The 19028-nt window shown below is 55.0% G+C and carries 14 protein-coding genes; 1 reads left to right on the top strand and 13 read right to left on the bottom strand.

Features of this window, described 5'->3' with window-relative positions; genetic code table 11:
• Nucleotides 1-17: 17 nt before the first annotated feature.
• Nucleotides 18-3368, bottom strand: a complete 3351-nt coding sequence (locus tag D7Z26_RS11280) for a DUF5107 domain-containing protein (protein ID WP_233566805.1) — start codon at nucleotides 3366-3368, stop codon at nucleotides 18-20.
• Nucleotides 3369-3548: 180 nt separating this feature from the next.
• Here D7Z26_RS11280 and D7Z26_RS11275 point away from each other — a divergent pair, with 180 nt between their 5' ends.
• On the top strand, nucleotides 3549-4436 hold the full coding sequence (locus tag D7Z26_RS11275; RefSeq protein WP_120976917.1) for an AraC family transcriptional regulator: 888 nt from the start codon (nucleotides 3549-3551) through the stop codon (nucleotides 4434-4436).
• Between the two features lie 5 nt (nucleotides 4437-4441).
• Here D7Z26_RS11275 and D7Z26_RS11270 read toward each other — a convergent pair whose 3' ends face one another.
• The 12 genes from D7Z26_RS11270 to D7Z26_RS11215 all read right to left on the bottom strand — a co-directional run bounded on the left by D7Z26_RS11270 (nucleotide 4442) and on the right by D7Z26_RS11215 (nucleotide 18985).
• The gene (locus D7Z26_RS11270) at nucleotides 4442-6547 is read right to left on the bottom strand and encodes an alpha-galactosidase (RefSeq protein WP_325050449.1); all 2106 of its coding nucleotides are present in this window, start codon (nucleotides 6545-6547) and stop codon (nucleotides 4442-4444) included.
• A gap of 12 nt (nucleotides 6548-6559) precedes the next feature.
• Nucleotides 6560-7378: a carbohydrate ABC transporter permease gene (locus tag D7Z26_RS11265; protein ID WP_120976913.1), complete on the bottom strand. Its 819-nt coding sequence runs from the start codon at nucleotides 7376-7378 to the stop codon at nucleotides 6560-6562.
• Nucleotides 7378-8256: a carbohydrate ABC transporter permease gene (locus tag D7Z26_RS11260; RefSeq protein WP_120976910.1), complete on the bottom strand. Its 879-nt coding sequence runs from the start codon at nucleotides 8254-8256 to the stop codon at nucleotides 7378-7380. The genes D7Z26_RS11265 and D7Z26_RS11260 overlap by 1 nt, the downstream gene beginning before the upstream one ends.
• A gap of 71 nt (nucleotides 8257-8327) precedes the next feature.
• Complete coding sequence (locus D7Z26_RS11255) at nucleotides 8328-9674, bottom strand: ABC transporter substrate-binding protein (protein WP_120976908.1); 1347 nt, start codon at nucleotides 9672-9674, stop codon at nucleotides 8328-8330.
• A 112-nt stretch (nucleotides 9675-9786) separates the two neighbouring features.
• A complete protein-coding gene (locus tag D7Z26_RS11250; RefSeq protein ID WP_120976906.1) occupies nucleotides 9787-11391 on the bottom strand; it encodes a response regulator transcription factor in 1605 nt (534 codons plus the stop codon).
• A complete protein-coding gene (locus tag D7Z26_RS11245; RefSeq protein WP_120976904.1) occupies nucleotides 11384-13177 on the bottom strand; it encodes a sensor histidine kinase in 1794 nt (597 codons plus the stop codon). The genes D7Z26_RS11250 and D7Z26_RS11245 overlap by 8 nt, the downstream gene beginning before the upstream one ends.
• A 22-nt stretch (nucleotides 13178-13199) precedes the next feature.
• On the bottom strand, nucleotides 13200-14129 hold the full coding sequence (locus D7Z26_RS11240) for an aldose epimerase family protein (protein WP_120976902.1): 930 nt from the start codon (nucleotides 14127-14129) through the stop codon (nucleotides 13200-13202).
• Nucleotides 14130-14317: 188 nt separating this feature from the next.
• On the bottom strand, nucleotides 14318-15235 hold the full coding sequence (locus D7Z26_RS11235) for a 5'-3' exonuclease (RefSeq protein WP_120976900.1): 918 nt from the start codon (nucleotides 15233-15235) through the stop codon (nucleotides 14318-14320).
• 15 nt (nucleotides 15236-15250) lie between these two features.
• Nucleotides 15251-16447 carry an aminotransferase class I/II-fold pyridoxal phosphate-dependent enzyme gene (locus D7Z26_RS11230; RefSeq protein ID WP_120976898.1) on the bottom strand — a complete coding sequence of 399 codons (1197 nt, stop codon included), beginning with the start codon at nucleotides 16445-16447 and terminating at the stop codon, nucleotides 15251-15253.
• The gene (locus tag D7Z26_RS11225; RefSeq protein ID WP_158602268.1) at nucleotides 16444-17811 is read right to left on the bottom strand and encodes an RluA family pseudouridine synthase; all 1368 of its coding nucleotides are present in this window, start codon (nucleotides 17809-17811) and stop codon (nucleotides 16444-16446) included. The genes D7Z26_RS11230 and D7Z26_RS11225 overlap by 4 nt, the downstream gene beginning before the upstream one ends.
• Nucleotides 17808-18398 carry a cob(I)yrinic acid a,c-diamide adenosyltransferase gene (locus D7Z26_RS11220; RefSeq protein WP_120976896.1) on the bottom strand — a complete coding sequence of 197 codons (591 nt, stop codon included), beginning with the start codon at nucleotides 18396-18398 and terminating at the stop codon, nucleotides 17808-17810. The genes D7Z26_RS11225 and D7Z26_RS11220 overlap by 4 nt, the downstream gene beginning before the upstream one ends.
• Complete coding sequence (locus D7Z26_RS11215) at nucleotides 18395-18985, bottom strand: bifunctional adenosylcobinamide kinase/adenosylcobinamide-phosphate guanylyltransferase (RefSeq protein ID WP_147423848.1); 591 nt, start codon at nucleotides 18983-18985, stop codon at nucleotides 18395-18397. The genes D7Z26_RS11220 and D7Z26_RS11215 overlap by 4 nt, the downstream gene beginning before the upstream one ends.
• Between the last annotated feature and the right edge of the window lie 43 nt (nucleotides 18986-19028).

Genomic DNA, 19028 nt, shown 5'->3' with positions numbered 1-19028 from the left:
GGGGCTGCCTGTTCGCTTTATTCGCAAATTTTGCGGTGCGTTCTTGCGCCTTGGTGGTTCGCTTCCATGGAAATGGCCAAATCCAGCTGCGTTTTGGCTTGTTCGTAACGCCCGAGGCCGATCAACCCTAGCCCCATCATATAACGGCAATGGATCTCGTTTCGCTTGTTCAGATCGTCTTCGAATACCAGGAAATCCGGGAGCGATACGGCGAAGTAATCGAATTTGACCTCGTCCCGCAGATGCTTCTCTCCGTAATCGATCAGCTTATTGAATCTACGGTTCGCTTCTTTCTCGTTGCCGAGCTTTAACCAAGCCATCCCCTGATAGAAAATCATATCGGGCGGCTGGTCGTTATAGTACGTCGCGCTGGCAGGTTCATCGAGACCTTGGGAGGCTTCGACGAAATATTTAACCGCTTCTTCCTGCCGGTTCAACCCTAAATACGCGCATCCCAAGTAGTAATGGACGTTGTTCTCTTGCGCGCCCGAAAGCTTGCCTTCTCCAAGGTTATCCGGATAGACGAGCGCTTCGCGGAGTAGCGTTATCGCCTGCTCGAAGCGACCTTCGTCCATCTCGCGTTTCGCCCATTCGACGCGGGCCAACACGTGCTGGCCGGTCGCCTTGCCCTCCCCGCCCTCCCAAGGATGGAAGTTGCGCGAAGCCAGCGCTTGAACGGCTTCCTCATGGCAGCCGACCGCGTTCAATAGCGAAACGCGCTCCAGATACAGATCGTCCCGCCTGTCCACGAGCTCCCGATGCCGCTCCAGCTTCTCGAGGCGGGTTTCCGCCGCGAAGCCGAGCTTCTTATACAACTGGTCAAGCTCGTAAAATACGCGCGCGTCCTGCATCCCGCAATCGAAGGCTTTCTCGAGCGAGCGAAGAGCGCCTTCGACGTCGCCGAGCTTGTTGTAATACGCAAGTGCCAAATTCCGATGAGCGGTCGCGAAGCCCGCGTCGCTCGAGCAAGAAACTTCCCAGTGGGCGATTGCGTCCTTGTGACGCTTCTTATCGTACATCCAGTTACCCAAGTAATAGCGGGCTCTGCCGTCGTTCCCGTCGGCGCGAACCGCGCTCTCCAGGACGAGCAGGTCGAAGAGGTTGTTCGGGAAGCAATAATCCGGTTTCGCCGATTTTCCTGCTTTCCGATGGGCTACGGCAGCCTCCGAACGACCGGCTCGCTCATGCAAGTAGCCTAGCGCGTAATGCACCATCGGGTAGGCTTCATCCCCTTCGATCCGCGCGATCCGCCCAAGCACGGCGATCGCTTCCTCGTAAAGCCCCGCTTCCGCATAGTCCGCCGCCAAGTTCAAGTAATTATGCGGATCGTTCCGCATCAACCGGGCCAACTCCGCCGCAGTCGCTTCCGAACGCGTTCGATCGCCGAGCTCGGCTTGCGCCAGAGCGAGCTCCCAAGCGGATCCGAAGTCCGCAACGTCGAGGCGTAACGTCTCTTTCGAGTACGAAGCCGCTTCCGAAGCTCTTCCCAGCTTGCGCAGCATTGCAGCATGAAGGTGTCGGGACTTATAGTTGCGAGAGTTGCGAATTAAGGAACGTTCGGTCAGCTCGAGCGCCTCCGAGTAAGCCCCTTTCCCGCAAGCGATGCGAGCCAGTGAGAAATAACCCGCGTCTTGCCACGCTACCGACCAGACCGATTTGTAGAAAGCGGCGAACGCTTCCTCTTCGCGGCCTTGCAGCTTCAGCGCCACGCCGAGCTGATAGAGCGCCTCGCTGTCGTAAGGATTCGGATTACGCCAAGCGAGCGACTTGACCGCCGTCCGGAAATGTCCTTCCGCCTCGGAGAACAACCCGCGCCTAAGCAGTAGCGTTCCATATGCGACGTTAATCCGGATATCCGACGGGTCGCGCTTCAAGCCTTCGAGATAATAAGCTTCCGGTTCGAACGTCGCGTGACGGTATTGTTCAAGATGCAGCCCCGCCAAATAAAGCTGCTCCGCCGTCCGCAGCTCAGCGGGCTCCGGAAGCGGCTTCGCGGCGTCCGGAACCTGCTCGACCGACGGCATCGCCGGCCGGTAAGAGACCAGCGCGCGCCCTGCCGCATCGCGAATGACGACGGTCAGCTCGTGCGCCTTGTCCGCCTCGTCGATCGATACGATCGACTTAAATGTCGACGTCGGCGACAAGTCGACCGTCGTCTTCAAGTACTCGCGATGTTTGCCTCGAAGTTCGATGACGGCGCCCGCAAATACGGAAGTCGCGTATGCCATTACGGTCGCCTGTCTGCTCGCTTCATCGACCTCGAGGTTGACGGCCGCGTCGATCGTGGCGTTCTTGACGACGCCGATTTCTTTGTAAGGCATAAAGTATTGCTTAAAGGATTTCTCCTCGTAAGGCTGCAGCCAAGTGAAATCCGGCTGGTTATCGGTGAACACGCCCGTCATTAGCTCGATATACGGGCCGTCCTCGTCGGTTAAGTTGCGATCCCATGCTTGGCCGAATTCGCCGTTACCCCACGTCCATTGCTTCTTGCCGGGCGAAATATGGTGATTTGCCACGTGTAACAAGCCGGCTTGAACCCCGTGATCGTATCCGCCGACGAAGTCGTAGTCGGACTTGTAGGCCATATAAGAAGTCGGAACGGGAATATTGCGGTAACGCGAAATATCGACTCCGGCGGAATAGTCCATTTTGTAGTACGTGCCCGTGGCGATCGGAAACCGGGATACGTCCCTCTTCCCATGGTCGAAGACGGCGGTTACGTCGGGAGGGAACACGGACTGCGTATGGTCGTTGACGGCCACCGCCGGATTCGCCCACCACAAGAACGTCTGGGAAACCGGAGTACGGTTGTAAAGCTGCGCTGATATTTCCAGATACGCCTTGCCGGGAAATAGCGTGAAGCCCGCCGTCACCTTCGTGCCGTACATCCGGTCGATCTCGCTTACCCATACCGTCGCGCTGCCGTCCTCGTTCTCGGTAAGCCGGTATTCCACGGGTCCGTAAGTGTTCGGTCGGTGGTGCTGCGGCCAGTTGAACTCGATCCCGCCGGAGATCCAGGGTCCCGCCAAGCCGACGAGCGCGGGCTTAATTACGCGATTGTAATAGACAAAATCGTAATCGTTCGTCTTGTCGAGCGCCCGGTAAATCCGACCTCCGAGCTCCGGCATGATCTCGATTCGCACGTATTCGTTCTCTAAGACGACGATCTTATAGCTTTGAAGCTTTTTCTCGTCCTCGATTCTATCGACGACGGGATGCGGATAGACTCTCCCTGAACTTCCTTGATAGACACGTTTCTCCAGAAACATCGGATTGCGGTCCGGCTCGCCGATGCCGTAAGTCGGAATCGAGGCGACTTCTTCCCTTATTCTAACGGCTGTTGCCTTTACCTTGCGCTGCTGCGTCAACTGGGTATCCCCCTTCGTATCGGATACTTTCACTTTACTCCGTAAAATCACTTGAACCAATCGACGGAATTCGGTTTATAATGGAGGATATTCGGATTTTATACTTGGATAACACCCGTTAAGTATGAATTTCTAATATTATAATGAACGATTCTCTGATTTCGATCGAGGTGCATAGAGTTGGAAGAGCCACGCAAGCCGGAAGGTTTTCCCGAGGAAAAGCTATACGTACTGCCTGATTATCTATCCGAAGAGTTGCTGCGACACCCGTTGGCGAGAGGCTTGTACGTCAGCGACATCGGGTTTTTCCCGAGAGCGGCATACCATTACCGGGAACGGCCCGAGGGCTGCGACAGCACGATCTTCATTTACTGCTACTCCGGGGAAGGCTGGATTGAGTTGGAAGGGCGATCGCAATCCGTAAGCGAAAGTACGCTAATCGTTATTCCGGCAGGTACGCCGCACCGGTACGGCGCGTCCCTCCGCGACCCTTGGAGCATCTATTGGTTTCACCTGAAAGGCGACTATGCCGCCGATTACGTCAGCCTGTACGGCCTCGACGCGGGTCCCTTGCGGTTGCCGCCAAGCGTGCAAGCCGATTGGACGGAAAGCTTCGGACGCGTTTATTCCATGCTGACGGACAAGCCTTACTCCATGCCCGTACAGGTGCACGTCTCGCAGACGATCGGACAGCTGCTCGGACGAATCGGATTAGGCGTCGGCGGCTCCGCCCGGGACAGAAAGCGGGAGCTCGATCTTGAGCGCGCGATCCGCTACTTGAACGATCGGCTCGCGGATACCGTTAAGCTCCCCGAGTTGGCCATGCATACCGGACTTTCCAAGCAGCATTTGATTTATTTGTTCAATCAGGAGACAGGTTTCCCTCCGATCGAATATTTCCTGCGGATGAAAATGCAAAAGGCCGGTCAGCTTCTCAGCTTGACCGGCCTATCGGTGAAGGAAATCGCCGCCTCCGTCGGCATACCCGATCCCTACTATTTCTCGAGGTTGTTCAAGAAACGAATGGGCGTCCCGCCGACGGAATACCGTAGCGCTCCGAAGGGATAGAAGGTTTACAATCGCTTCAATCGCAGCATCGAGCTCCCGTAATCCCCTCTTAGAGAAAGCGGATACCCTGCATTCATGAGCGTGGAGCCATGACGGACGATCGGTTCGCCACCGTCGAGACTAACTTGGTAGGACGCGCCGGGCTCGAGCCCTTGCAGGCGAAGCCTTCTCTCCTCCGCGCCGAAGTGTTGGGATTGCAGGAACGAGAAGACGACGGATTCCAGGCCGTCCCGGCTCACGTATTGGTAAGCGGCGAGGTTAGATCTGCCTAGCGGCTCCAGCCGATAGAGGTCTCCCTCCAGGACGACGTGCCGAATGTCCTTATACAGCTCGACGAATCCGCGCGCTTCCTCCATCTCCTCGTCGGTCCACTTTCCGATGTTCGCCCCGATGCCGAGTCCTCCCATCATGGAGCTATGGAACCGATAAGAGAGCGGTAAGCTCCTGCCGTTAAAGCCGTTCGGAGACTCCGTCACCCAGCACATCATGACCGACGGACTGTATGCGTACGAGAAGCCTTCTTGGATCGCCAACCGGTCGCGCGCGTCGGTATTGTCGCTGATCCAAGCCTGGTCCGCGTATCTGAGAATGCCCAAGTCGATTCTGGCGCCGCCCCCCGCGCATGTCTCGAACTCGACGTCCGGGAACCGGATCCTCAGCTCCGCCCATATTTCGTAGAGGTGATCTACGTGCTTTTGCCAAACAGGCAAACCTTCTTCGCCCGTTCCGGGCTCCGTCACCGAGCGGTTCATGTCCCATTTGATAAACTTGATCTCATAGGCGGAGAGCAACTCTGTCATGAACCCGAGTACGAACGCCTTGACTTCGGGAAGGCCGAGATTGAGCAAATGCTGATTGCGTAGCTGCGTGCCTTCCCGCGTCGGAAACCGATAGATCCATTCCGGATGGTTCCGGTACAGGTCGCTATCGGGATTGACCGACTCCGGTTCGACCCACAGGCCGAATTCCATGCCGAGTCCTTTGACCTCGTCGATAAGAGCCCGAAGACCGTTCGGGAACTTCCGAGGATTGACTTGCCAGTCTCCCAGCCCCGCCCGGTCGCTGTTACGGGCGCCGAACCAGCCGTCGTCCACGACGAACCTCTCGACTCCGAGCTTCGCGGCGTGGCGGGCCAGCTTGATCTGTTCCTCCGCCTGCACGTCGAACTCGGTCGCTTCCCAGGAATTGTACAGCACCTTTCTCGGCTGTCGCGCCGGGAAAATATGCCCGCGCTCGTACCCGTGAAGAAGCCGGCTCATTCCCCCGAAGCCTCCGCTCGAGAAGCCTCCCGCGAAGACGGGAGACGTGTACGTCTCCCCCGGAGCGATGACGAACGCCCCATCGAAATCATTCACTCCGCCGACGACGCGCACGTGTCCGAACGTCGACTTCTCCGCGACGATTTTCCAGTTGCCGCTCCATCCGAGTGCGCCGAACCAGACCCTGCCGTTCGTCTCGTCGGACCGGCCGTCGTCGATGGCGAACCACGGATTGGCGTGAGGACCGGTGAAGCCCCTTCTCGATTCGATCGTTTTCTTCCCTTCTGTCAGGATGGAGGAGCGAAGCTGATACTCACCCGCCCATCGACCCGCTACATGAGTCATTCGATATTCCGGCAGCGCTTGAATCGACCAGACGGCGGCCATCACCTGCTCGATCCGCACGGGAAGCGCTTCTTCGTTACGGATGCGAATGAAGCGTTCGATGATATCGTGCTCCGCGTACGCCTTATAGTGAACGTCGACCCGGAAAGCATAATGACGATCTGCAAGCCGTATCTTCAATTCATCGTCCCCGACAAGTTCATACCCCGCATAATCGAGCTTCAAATCCCGAACGCCGTCTCCGAATTCGACCTTTAAGCCCGGCTCGGCGTAGTGGCTTCCGCCCCAACCCCCGAATTCCTCCGTCTCACGATCCACGTCCGCGTCGAACGAGCTGTGATGTCTCCCCTTGAGCAGGAAATCGCATTCCGATGCCTCAACGGGCTCTCCCCAGTACAGATGCTGCACCGTTCCTTTCTCGTTAACGCCGAACAAATAAGAGGAGCGTTGAGTGCGGATTTCGAACAGGCGCTGTCGTTCCAAATAAGCGATAGACAAAGCTGCCACTCCTTTTTTTCTCTATCCTTTGATCGCCCCGGCGGCGATCCCTTTAATGATGAACCGTTGCATGAACAAGAAGAATACGACGATCGGAATCATGCCCATAACCGCGTAAGCGAAGGCGAGATTCAAGTCGCTGCTGTACTGTCCGAAGAAAAAATATTGCTGAAGCGGAATCGTGCGATAGTGCTTGTCTTGCAAATACAACAGCGGTATAAGGAAATCGTTCCAAATATACAGCACGTTCAGCACGAACACAGTCGCCGTCACCGGCTTCAACAAAGGCATCACGATCCGGACGAAAATGCCCGGCGTCGAGCAGCCGTCGATCCGCGCGGCTTCCTCGATTTCCCGCGAGATGCCTCGCACGAAGCCGGTAAAGAACAGTACGCCAGTCTGAACGCCGAAGCCGCCGTATATGAGCATGATTCCCCAATGGTTATTGATCAGATGAAGCGATTTGCCTAATTTGTATAGAGGAAGCATCGTCACCTGGAACGGCACCATTATCCCGGAAAGGAACAGCAAAAAAACGAAGTTGTAAAATGGCTTGTTGCCCCTTGCCACGGCATAGCCGCTTAACGCGGAAACGACAATGATGAGCGTTACCGACAGTAAAGTAATGATCAGGCTGTTCGTAAGGGCAGTCGGGTATTTCGATGTTTCCCAAGCATGGACGAAATTCGAGAAGTTAAGGCTTGGCGGGAGCGCGTAAAAGGAATCGAACGATTGCTTAGCCGTCTTCAACGCCATCAGCAAAGCCACGTAAAGCGGAAACAAGAAGACAATCGCCATAAGGGCGACCACCCCGAGTACGATGATTCGGGTTCCCTTCATTACAGATCCACCTCCCGTTTTCTAAAGATGGACACCTGCACGACCGTTACGATGACAAGTATGACGAAAAAAATCATCGACAACGCCATGCCGTAGCCGGCCTTGAACGACGAGAACGCGGTTTTGTAAACAAACGTAGTAATGACTTCCGTGGCGAATCCCGGACCCCCGTTGGTCGTTACGAGCACAAGGTCGAACACCTTAAGGGAACCGGTCAGCACGAGCAGCATATTAATCGTGATGGAGGGGGCGAGCAGAGGCAGCGTCACGTTTCGAAGCACATGGAATGCGCCCGCTCCGTCGATCCTTGCGCTTTCAAGCAGCTCTCCCGGTATGCCCTGAAGGCCCGCGATATAGATGATCATAGGGGATCCGATGCCCTGCCAGACGGCGATAACGATCAAACCGAACAACGCGTAGTCTGGATTTCCGAGCGGACTCGTGACGTCCAAGCCGAAATAAGCGAGCAGTTTAGGAAAACCTTGACTATAGTTGTAGCTCCATACGAACCCCGCAAGCACGACCGAGATGATGCTCGGCAGGAAAAATACCGTACGGAACAGATTTTTCAAGGGCAAGTAGCTATCGAGTAACAACGCGAATAGCAAAGCCAAAATATTGACGAGAATCGTAAGGATGATCGCATATTTAAACGTGTTTCCAAGGGCCGTCCACATGTCGGGGTCTCGGACCGCATGCACGTAATTATCCCAGCCGATATAAGTCAACTTGCGAGAAATCCCGTCCCAATTCGTAAAAGAATAGCGTCCCCCCGTGATCAGGGGCACGATGACGGCAAGCGTGAACAAGAGCACGCCCGGAATCAGGAATAACACGTACCAGAATTCGCGTCTTATCGTTCTTTTGAGCAGTTCCATGGGCCGTACCCCCTTCTCGACCGAAAAGGCATAGGCCTCGCCTATGCCTCTCGAATCGTCATGCGATGTCGTTATTTATGGTTTTTCGCGATCCAATCGTCCAGGTCCTTAATGATTTGATCCGGAGTCGCTTTTTTGAAAAACACTTTTTGCACGTATTGCGTGAACTGCGAAGACCAATCGATCGACGTCGTAATGTACATTTGCGAATTGTATAATTGGCCATTGTCGAAATAAGGTTGAAGCTCGCTGACCGCCGGTGCGATATCGGCTATCGCGCCTTTCACGTAACTGAGCGTGTTCGTGTTTTTCACCCATGCGTCGCCGCCTTCTTTGCTGGACATGAACGCCAGGAATTTCAGCGCGGCGTCCTTATGCTCCGAATTGCTATTGACGGCGAGCGAGGCGTCCGGATTGAACTCGAGCTTGTTGAGGCTTTCGTCGTTGCTGAACGGATACGGGAAGTAACCCATGCCCGTATCGTACAGCGCCTGGTTTTTCTTCTGGATGTCGGCGAGCGGCCAAGTTCCCATGTACATCATGGCGGCCTCTTCCTTCGCGAACAAATCTACCGCGCCGTTGTAATCCACGCCCAGCTGGTCCTTGTTGCCGTATTTGTACATATCGAGAGCGTGCGCGATAGACGTCTTCGTCGCCGGATTATCGGCGAATTTCGCTTCGCCCTTCTCCAGCTTATCGAAGAAGTCCGTCTGCTTGTCGACGAGTACCGTGTTGCTCGGGAAGTCGCGGCCTATCCACATGCCGAGCGGCCATCCGTCTTTCCAGCCGAGGGCGAACGGCGTTTTGCCGGAGTCTTTGATCTTCTGCGCAGCCGCGATCAATGCGTCGTACGTTCTCGGAATTTCGATGCCGAGGTCGGCGAATATTTTCTTGTTATAGAACACCGCGATCGGTCCGGCGTTCAACGGCATAATGTAGTTTTTACCGTCGGTCGCCTGCTCCTGGAGCACGTTCGGCTCGAAATTCGACATGAAGTCCTTGCCCGTGAGATCTTCCAGGTAACCTCCGTCGTGGAACAGCTTCGTTTGGCTGCCGGCGTTTAACGTGAACACGTCGACGATATCTCCGCCGGCCATCTTCGTCTTGAGCAACGTATAGAAATCGTCATATTTCACGGGTTGAACGTCGACCTTGATGTTCGGATTCGCCGCTTCGAACTGCTCGACGATTTTGGCGACGCCGTCGGTCACGTCGCTTTTGAAATGCATGAACGAGATCGTGACCGGCCCCGCTTCTTCCGATGCGCTTGCCGAAGCGCTAGCCGTGCTCGGCTCATCGCTAGCGGATGCGGACGCGGAAGGGCTATCTGCTTCTTTATTGTTGCCGTTGCTTCCGCAAGCGGACAGCAGCATCGTCAGCAGCGCGGCGGTTAGGCCGAGTCCTAGTTTCTTTTTCATTTCCATTTCCCCTTTGTCTCGAGTATCGATACGGAACGAGCGTCCTCGTTCTGAACCTAATGTACCGTCTCGGCAGTAACCCGCGGAATAAAATAAATAGTCGATACGATGTTCAATTTTTTGCGTGCGGTTTTTCCGGTGCATGAGATTCCCGATATTCCGAGGGGGTAAGACCGGTAAATTTCTTGAATACCTGGCTGAAATACCGCTGATTCTCGTATCCTACCAGCTCCGAGATGTCGCTGATTTTCCGATCGGACTCCAACAGCTCGCATGCCTTCTCCATCCGCTTGCGCGTGACGTACTCGATGAAATTCTCGCCCGTTACCGTCTTGAACTGTTTGCTCAAATAGCTTGGATCGATATGAAAGCGGGTCGCCACGTCGATCAAGCTCACGTCCTCGAAATAATGACGTTCCAAATACGCCGCGACCTCGCGAATCGGATTGACCGATTCGGACGATGCCCGATTTCCGATATGTTCTTCGATCGCCGCAGACAACGCTTCGACGAACGTTCGTAGCCCTTTGTCGCTCAAGATGCCGTCGATCTCGTGCAGTTGAAACACGCCCGGATAGGCTTGGTCTATTCCTTTCAACTCGCTCCCGGCGATATCGACGAGTTTGCGGATTTCTCTTTGACCGTCGCGAATCGTCATTCCCTGCGTCGCATCGGCCTTCCGTAGAAACTCGCCTAGCAGCTTGCGCACGGAGGTTGCTTTACCCGCCGCCATCGCCTGCTGAAGCACCTTCGCCTCGAAGCCGTTCAGCACTTCGAATGCGCTCCCCGTCTCGCGTGAACCGTCATCCGCTACCATGGAATATCCCATTGCGCCCAGCGGGTTATCCCTCAGCCTCTCGTTCGCTTCTTCGAACGCTTCCGGTAATTGGTCGAGCCTCGCGCGCAAGGAGCTAAGCCCCGCGACGACGGCCGAATCCAACATACGGCTAACAGCTTCGTGAAAAGGAACGAGAAGCTGCCTGATTCGTTCGCATCCGTAGTCTGAATCGGGGAAAAGCACGCATAACCTCGTTTTATCGTCCGATTTGTATACGAGAGGCTGGTCGTCTCCCATGATTTCGCGCAGCATGTTCTCGACGCTGTACATTAGCAGATCGGAGTTGCCGTGGAATTTGGTCGCGGATAGCTCGCGGAACCGGCGGAGCCTGCAAACGGCCAGCCGATAGCCGGACTGCCCAGGAGCGGGGAGCAGGTCCGCCGCTTGGGCCACGATATCGGACGCGTTCGCGATACGTCGCGCCGTTACATGCTGAAGGAACGTCTCGGTCCTCAGCATGCGCATTTCGCTCGCGAACTTTCGCCTCTCTTGCGCGCTCAAGTGATCGCGGCTCGCCTCCATCGCTTTGATCATCGCGTTCTTCAGATCGGACAGCGACACCGGCTTCAGCACGTATTCGCACGCTTGGAAGGTTACGGCCGCTTTCATGTACTCGAATTGGGAATGGCCGCTAATGACGATGACTTTGATCTCGTTATGCCGATGATACAGCGTCTCGAGAAACCGCTGTCCGTTCATGACCGGCATGTTCATATCCGTAACGATAATCTGGGGCTTGCTGATCGGAATGAGCTCCAGCGCTTCCGCGCCGTTGCGGGCTTCCACTACGACTTCCGCGCCTAGCGCCAACTCGTCGATCATCTTGCTGACCGATTTCCGTCCCCAAGGTTCATCGTCCACGACCATGACTTTAAGCATGCTCTTCGCCCCCTTTTCGATAGGGAATCCGGATACGGATCGTCGTTCCCGCGCCCGATCCGCTATCAAGCTCCAAGCCGTACGATTCCCCGTACACTAAACGTAACCGCTCGTGCACGTTTTTTAAGCCGATCGAGATGCCCGCGAATACCTCGGACGACCTCGTCTCGAGACCATTTCTCAAGGCCGCGAGCTTCGCTGCATCGATGCCCGGACCATTGTCCCGAACGGAGAGAACCAACGTATCGTTATCGGCTGTTGCCTGCACCCGAATAAGCAGTTGTCGCTCCTCCGGTCCTCCCAAGGCGTGGACGACGACGTTCTCGATAATCGGCTGCATAACGAACCGAATTACGGGTGCGTCCATCAGCTCGGCGGGCACGTCGAATTCCGTCTGAAGCGAATCCTCGAACCGGAATTGCTGAATATATAAATAGTTGCTTATATGCGCAAGCTCTTGCCCGATGGTAGATTCCATGTTCCCTTCGTAGAAGCTGTACCGGAACATATCGCCGAGCGCCCGACACATTTCGTGGATGTCGTAATCTCCGCCCAAGACGGCTTTGCCGCCGATCGTCTGCAAAGTATTGTACAGAAAGTGAGGATTAATCTGCATTTGCAGGGCAAGCAATTGGGCTTCCTTGTTCCGAAGCTGCATTTGGTATCTCATCTCGATCAGCTCGCGAATTTTCTCCGTCATGAAGTTGAAATTGCGAGTCAACTCCGAAATATCGTCGCGATACCGATTCGGCTGTTCCAGCGTCACGTGAAAATTGCCGTGCCGGACTTTCTTCATCGCCTGGCCGAGCTGTTGGATCGGCCTAGTCAAATATTGCTGCGCGAGCAACGACAAGAGCGAGATGCACGCCATCGCGAATAGGAACGCGCCGATCGTGATTCGCAGCGTATTCGTGCGATGCCGCGACAGCTCGTCGTTCGGATAGACGATCGAGAGGGATAAATTCCCGTTGTCGAGATAAGACGTGCCGACGAGCAGATCCTTATCCTTCACGAACCGGATTAACTTCGGATTATTTTTGGCCTTCGAGTCGGGCAACGCGTATCCCGGGACGATATTGGCATATTTATCGTTCGTCTCGTAGAAGGTTTCCCCGCCTGAATTTTGCAGCGTGATCACGTTCGGTTCGCGATTGTTCGCTTCGATGATTTTTTTCAGCTCCTTCTTCTGAATATAGAAGACGAGCGAACCGATCTTACGGTGGTAAAAGGGTTCGTATATCGTTATCGCGTAGACGAAAAAGTCCTGGCTCAGGATATCGTCGGAGTAAGTGAACGACAATGAGTGCTGGAACGGCAAATCGAGCATGTCCCCGAAATGGGGAATGCTCTGGTTGAATGGGATCGAATCGTAGCTCGCCGCTCTCGACCAATAATCCCTCAGTTCGTTGTCCTTCCCGAATACCATGATTTTGATGATCGCGTCCTTGTTCTTGTTGGTGACGAGCAGATAGTAGTTTTTCAGCTCTCCCCCGACTTTGAAGTCATCGTCGGTAACGTTTCCGCCATGCTCCATGAAGTTAAGGATACGGCTGAAGCCGTATACCTGAAGGGCGGAAGACGAAATATCGCGAAAATATTGATTAAGAAAACCGGACAAATATTCCGCGTTCTGGTCGGTGCTCTTATACATCGTCCGCTCTAAAGACCTCGTGCTGGACTCGTAAAAGAGGAAGGACAGCACGAGCATCGGAATCAGGGATATGAGCACGCTGCTCCAGACGATCTTCGTCCGTATGCTCCGATTGACGAACAACCATTTAATCATGCTAGTCTCCCCGGCCTCTCCTTTATCGTACGGTTAGTTCCAAGTACCACCTGTATCGCCCTCCGGCTTCGACCGTGGCTGCCTCGTCCCCGCTTATCGCATAGGCAAGATCGTCCATTCGTCCGGTGGCGGGCTCAATCGCGAAATGATAATGACCGCCATAGCCGCCGTAATTGGCCCAGATCGCCAAATAGGGTACCCGCTCCGCAGGAAAACGGAACTCGACGGCTTCGCCTGATACCGGATCGCTTAGTTCGGCCCATCCGCGCTTCAGCTTATCCGTAAAATAGTATTTTTCCGCATACGATCCCTCCGGCGGTTCGATGACGCTTAAATCTACGCCAACCTCCGGGATGGGCCAGGGTCGTCTGTCCCCGAATCGGCCAAGCCTAAAGTCTGCCGAATAAGAAACCTCGATTTCTCTCAATTCCTCCGGGACGCGCAAGCGCATCCCTTCTTGGGCGCGAAAGAGCGGATGTGCCGCCCAGAGGAACGAAAACGGAGAAGCTGATTTATTGGTCAACGTATAATCGATTCGTAACGTATTTTCCGATGAGAAAGTATAAATCTTGTCCAACGAATAAGGAAAGCGCTCTCCATTTACGCTGCAACGCAGCTCTTTTCCCTCGGCTTCTGCCCTCCATGCGAGTGACCATACTTCCCCGTGATCAGGAACCGATATGCCTTCCCATGGGTCTTGGGGATATACGCAAGCGTTAATGCCCGGGAACATCTCGTCCCATCCGCTCTCGTCCGAATCTCCGAACGGAGAGGCATAGCCGCGATTGCCGAGCCGCTTGCCGCTGCTCCAGAGCCATTCCCGCCCCGTCGCCCGGTTCAGGAGGGACACGGCTTTCGCTCCAAGCGCCGGAACCACGGTCACGGATAACTTGGAGGTGCCGCCCGTCCAAGCTTCAAAGCCTGATTCGTCCTTCTTCTCCCAACTCTCCAACCTTATCCCCCGCTTTGCCCGGATTGGGCCGCATGATAGCAACGCCTTGAGGCGTTTAAGAATTATAACGCCCGGACCGTTTTCGCACAATTCAATATTTCGGCTAAGGGATGTTTAATTTTTTGTTCTCTCTAACCCTTGCAAAAAAAACATCCCGTGAACGCAAGCGCTCCCGGGATGGTTCTAACCTACATAGCGAAAATATCCAAATCCTCCGCCGGATGTCCCTCCAGCAACTTCGTTAATCCGCCGAACTCCAACTCCTCGAACTTACGGATCGCGGATGCCCGGCTCAGCTTCCACAAACAATTTGCCAATTCGCACTCGACGGGAACGTCGAGCTTGATCGTCGCCAAGCTTCTGGAGAGATGCAACATATCGATATCGTTCTCGATCTTCGTTCTAATCCCCTTAGTCAGCGACTCCAAGTTGCTTAGAATGCCTTCGATCGACCCGTAATCCTGCAACAGCTTTAGGGCCGTCTTCTCTCCGATCCCCTTGACTCCGGGGTAATTGTCGCTTACGTCCCCCATGAGTCCCTTCATATCGATCACTTGCGGCGGCGTGAGCTGTTTGTCGCTTAGCAACAATTCGAGGTCGTAGACCGCGTAGTTCAGCTTGCCCTTCTTCATGATGGCGACCTTCACTTTATCAGTCACCAGTTGCAGCATATCGTGGTCGCCCGTCAGAATAACCACGTTCGAATGTTCGCCGAAACGTCTCGACAGCGTTCCGATGCAATCGTCCGCTTCATAACCGACGATGCCGACGTTCTGGATGCCCATCTCGGCGACGACCTCTTTTACGAGATCGAATTGAGGAATCAGCTCCAACGGCGCATCCGGGCGATTTTGTTTGTATTGGTCGTAGTGCTCGGTACGAAACGTCGATTTCCCCATATCCCAGCAGCAAATCGTATGAGTCGGCTTAAACGTGTTGATCGCGTCGAAAAAATATTGAATGAATCCGTATACGGCATTGGTAGGCAGCCCTGCGCTCGTCTTGCGAATGTAACCCGTATACGAGGTCGCGTAATAAGCCCGGAACAACAGCGCCATTCCGTCCACGAGCAGAATCGTATTCTCGTTGTTATCGTTAGCGTGCATTCTCATCTCTCCCTTCTATTCGGATCCAACCGGCTCTGTAGAGCCGATGAATCCGCCGATCCGTTGCGCCGCGTCCAGCAATACGCTCTCCGACTCCACCAGCGCGAGCCGGACGTAACCTTCTCCGAGCGCGCCGAACGCGTTGCCGGGTATCGAAGCGACACCCGTGGAGGCGAGCAACGATTGCGAGAAAGCTCGCGAAGACCAGCCGGCCGGAACCTGGGCCCACAAGAACATCGTTGCGTTGGGCAAAAGTACGTCCCAGCCTTGCTCCCTTAACGCGCCCACGAAAGCGTCTCTGCGACTCTCGTACAAACCGGCGATCGGCTTCGGCGAATTCATGTCCATCTCGAGCGCCGCGATTCCCGCCGCTTGCGTGCCGAGAAATACGCCGAAATCGATGTTGTTCTTTAATTCTCTTAAAGCGGACAGCGCTTCTTTGTTACCGACCGCGAAACCGAGTCTAGTGCCCGCAAGATGGAACGACTTGGACATCGAGTGGAATTCGATCGCGATATCCGCTGCCCCCGGAATTTCCATCACGCTCGGAGGGCGAATTCCGTCGAACGCCATTTCGCTGTACGCGTTATCGTGGACGAGCAATACGCCGTGGCGGCGTGCCGTATGGACCGCGCGTTCGAAGAAGGCCAAGTCCGCCGTAACGGACAACGGGTTGCTCGGATAGTTCAGGATCATGAATTTGACTTTGTCCCATACCGCTTGAGGTATCGCTTCGAAATCGGGCAAATATCCATTCTCCGCCATCAAAGGCAATGGAATCGCCTCGACCCCGGCAACCGCAAGACCCGCACCGTACACCGGGTAACCCGGATCGGGAAGCAACGCCGCGTCTCCCGGATTGCTGATCGCGAGCGGCAGATGCGCCAGCCCGTCCTGAGTCCCCATCAGCGAGAGAATTTCGCTCGTAGGATCCAACCGGACTCCGAAGCGGCGATCGAACCATCGCGCGACCGTCTCGCGGAAAGCCAACGTTCCGTCCGTTCCCGGATAGCTGTAACTATCCTCGCGCAAGCTAGCTTCAGCCAACGCAGACCTAAGGAGCTCGTGCGGAGGCTGGTCAGGACTGCCGATATCCAGATTGATGACGGATAGTCCTCGCGACCGGGCTTCCCGTTTCCATCCGGCAACCTCCGCGAATATCGCCGAGCCCAGACGATCCAATCTTGCCGATCTAAAGCGCGGGCCGCTCATCGCCCGAACCACATCGGACCGACATCGGCTTCCCGGAATCCGATAGAAATTCTTTTGCCGTCCGTAAGGATAGGGCGTTTTATCAGCATTCCGTTCGAGGAGAGCAACTTAATCTTGTCAGCTTCCGTCATTCCCGGAAGCTTGTCCTTCAGACCCTGCTCGCGGTAGGCGTCGCCCGAAGTATTGAACCATTTCATAATCGGCAAGCCGCTCAGCTTAATGAGCCGCCCTAACTCTTCAGCGCTTGGAGGCGTTTCGCGAATCTCGTGCAAATCCAATTCATAACCATGCTCGCGCAGAGCTTTAATCGCACCCTTACAAGTACTGCAGGTCGATAAATGATACATTTTCAACGGCTCGCTCACTTCGTTCTGCTCCTCGTCCATTATAATCAATTGCCGCTCCAACCTCTGCATGTCCTCGGGCAATACCGCTTCAAGGCGCATCGGCTCTCCGGTTACCGGATGGTCGAAGCCTAATCGGGCTGCGTGCAACGCTTGTCTCCCGATCGTTCCGGACAGTTTCTCCGCAAGACCGGAGCCCGTCCATCTCTCGTCCGTATAATAGCTATCCCCGATAATCGGACACCCGATCGAAGTCATATGGACCCGGATCTGATGCGTTCTACCCGTGCCGAGGCGGATATCGACCGCGCTCGCCTGACCCTCCATATAAGTCCGCGAGACGCGAAAGAAGGTTTGAGAAGGTTGTCCGTCTTCGCGAACGACGCGCCGATGGGGATCTTCGGTCTGTCTACCGATCGGGGCGTTAATCTCGCCTTCCGGTTCGGACGGTGTACCGTATACGTAAGTGCGGTATTCCTTGATCACTGTTCCTTCCATCATCTGCGCGGACAATTGCTGCTGGGCTAACGGGTGCTTGGCGATGACGACCAGGCCGGAAGTGTGCTCGTCCAATCGGTGTACCGGGCGGAAACGAATACGTTCTCCCCGCTCCTGCCAATAATGCATGACCCCGTTAGCGAGCGTGTTCAAATAATGTCCGGTTGTCGGATGAACGATGACTCCCGCCGGTTTATTCAAGACGAGCAGGTGATCGTCTTCGAATACGATATCCAATTCCATCGGCTGGGGAAGAATCGTCTCCGATATTTCCTCCTCCATCCTCAAGCTGATCACGTCGCCTTCGGATATTCGATGATTCGGCCACACCTTCTCGCCGTTCACGGATAATCCTTCATCCGACGTCTTTAACTTCACCATCAACCGCCGCGAGATGCCGATCCGGTTACGGAGCACGTCTCTGAGCTTGCGCCCTTCGTCCGACTTGTTCGCGACGATCTCGATCGGCGCGTAATATTCGGCTTTGTTTTGATCTTCTGTCGTATGGTTTGATTCCGTCATTCCGTCGTTGTCCTCCGGCGAAACACTTGCGCGCCTCGTTCATATTCCACGTCGATCGTTTCCAGTCTAGCGTTGGCCGCGCGTGCGGCGGCGAAGAAATAGTCGGACAGACGGTTCAAGTATTTGCGTACCTCGTCCGGGCATGCCTGTTCGGCGGCCAGCGTAACGACTCTTCTCTCCGCGCGGCGGCAGACGGTCCTGCATACGTGCAGCAAAGCTGCCTGCTCGCTTCCTCCCGGCAGAATGAATCTCGCGATCGGGGGGGTCTCCGCTTCGTAAGCATCGATCCAGCTTTCCAATCGTTCCGTCATTTCAGGTTTCACTTTCATCTTCTCGGACTCCGGAACGGCGTAAGATAGATCCGATCCGCAATCGAACAGCTCATGCTGGATAAGCAAAAGTTGTTGCAGCATGTCTACCCATTCACCTACTGCTTCTCGAGAGATAACGGAAACCGCCTGACCGACGAAGCAATTCAATTCGTCGATCGTCCCGTAGGCTTCCACCCGCGCATCGTCCTTCGTCACGCGTCCGCCTCCGATGACCGAAGTCTTGCCTTCGTCGCCCGTTCGGGTATATATTTTCATTCGTTAGGAACCCCCTTCGCTTGGTTGATCCGATAACCTTTCACTTCGGTTGCCATTCCCGAAGTCATTCGATAGAATACCTTACTTTCTTCCGTCAGCCTCCGGTTAGCCTTGGACAGCCTGCGGGCATACGACAGCTCGCGAGCGCTTACGCTCAATCCGCCGAACGCCTCCTCCGTCACGACGATCAATTTGCCTTCGAAGGAGAAAATCGCTTTAAGCGCTTGTTCCCAAGCCGCTTCGATCCGATCTTCGGCTTCCGGTTGCCTATCGTCGATTCGGTAATACAAGCCTCTTAACCAACCCGATAGACTGTCCAAAAGTAGCACGCGGCGGTCCGCCCGGAATATATTCGATTCCAGATTAATCGAGTTCAATTTGTTCGCCAGCATGTCGTCCGCATCCGATTCCGCCCAGAGAAAGGAAGCGTCGTTTCGCGACGAACAAGCTAACGAATCCGTCCTATTTTCGTTTCCGGGAAAAGGGGAGCAGCTCAAACGAATGCCTTCATGGCCGACGGTTCTCGCCAATTCCTCCGCGAAAACCGACTTCCCGCTCCCGATTCCGCCGGTAATGGTCCACAGCATGTGCTCTCCCCTTTCCGCATTCAAGTGTAAAAAAGAGGCCGGC

Source organism: Cohnella endophytica, assembly GCF_003628305.1.
Taxonomy (GTDB): Bacteria; Bacillota; Bacilli; order Paenibacillales; family Paenibacillaceae; genus Cohnella; species Cohnella endophytica.
This window is presented reverse-complemented; position numbering and strand designations above follow the sequence as displayed.

Coding starts and splice junctions, on each gene's coding strand:
- D7Z26_RS11250 (WP_120976906.1), bottom strand. CDS start 11,391: ATGCTTAAAGTCATGGTCGTGGACGATGAACCTTGGGGACGGAAATCG.
- D7Z26_RS11260 (WP_120976910.1), bottom strand. CDS start 8,256: ATGGAACTGCTCAAAAGAACGATAAGACGCGAATTCTGGTACGTGTTA.
- D7Z26_RS11235 (WP_120976900.1), bottom strand. CDS start 15,235: ATGCACGCTAACGATAACAACGAGAATACGATTCTGCTCGTGGACGGA.
- D7Z26_RS11255 (WP_120976908.1), bottom strand. CDS start 9,674: ATGAAAAAGAAACTAGGACTCGGCCTAACCGCCGCGCTGCTGACGATG.
- D7Z26_RS11230 (WP_120976898.1), bottom strand. CDS start 16,447: ATGAGCGGCCCGCGCTTTAGATCGGCAAGATTGGATCGTCTGGGCTCG.
- D7Z26_RS11215 (WP_147423848.1), bottom strand. CDS start 18,985: ATGCTGTGGACCATTACCGGCGGAATCGGGAGCGGGAAGTCGGTTTTC.
- D7Z26_RS11225 (WP_158602268.1), bottom strand. CDS start 17,811: ATGACGGAATCAAACCATACGACAGAAGATCAAAACAAAGCCGAATAT.
- D7Z26_RS11220 (WP_120976896.1), bottom strand. CDS start 18,398: ATGAAAATATATACCCGAACGGGCGACGAAGGCAAGACTTCGGTCATC.
- D7Z26_RS11245 (WP_120976904.1), bottom strand. CDS start 13,177: ATGATTAAATGGTTGTTCGTCAATCGGAGCATACGGACGAAGATCGTC.
- D7Z26_RS11265 (WP_120976913.1), bottom strand. CDS start 7,378: ATGAAGGGAACCCGAATCATCGTACTCGGGGTGGTCGCCCTTATGGCG.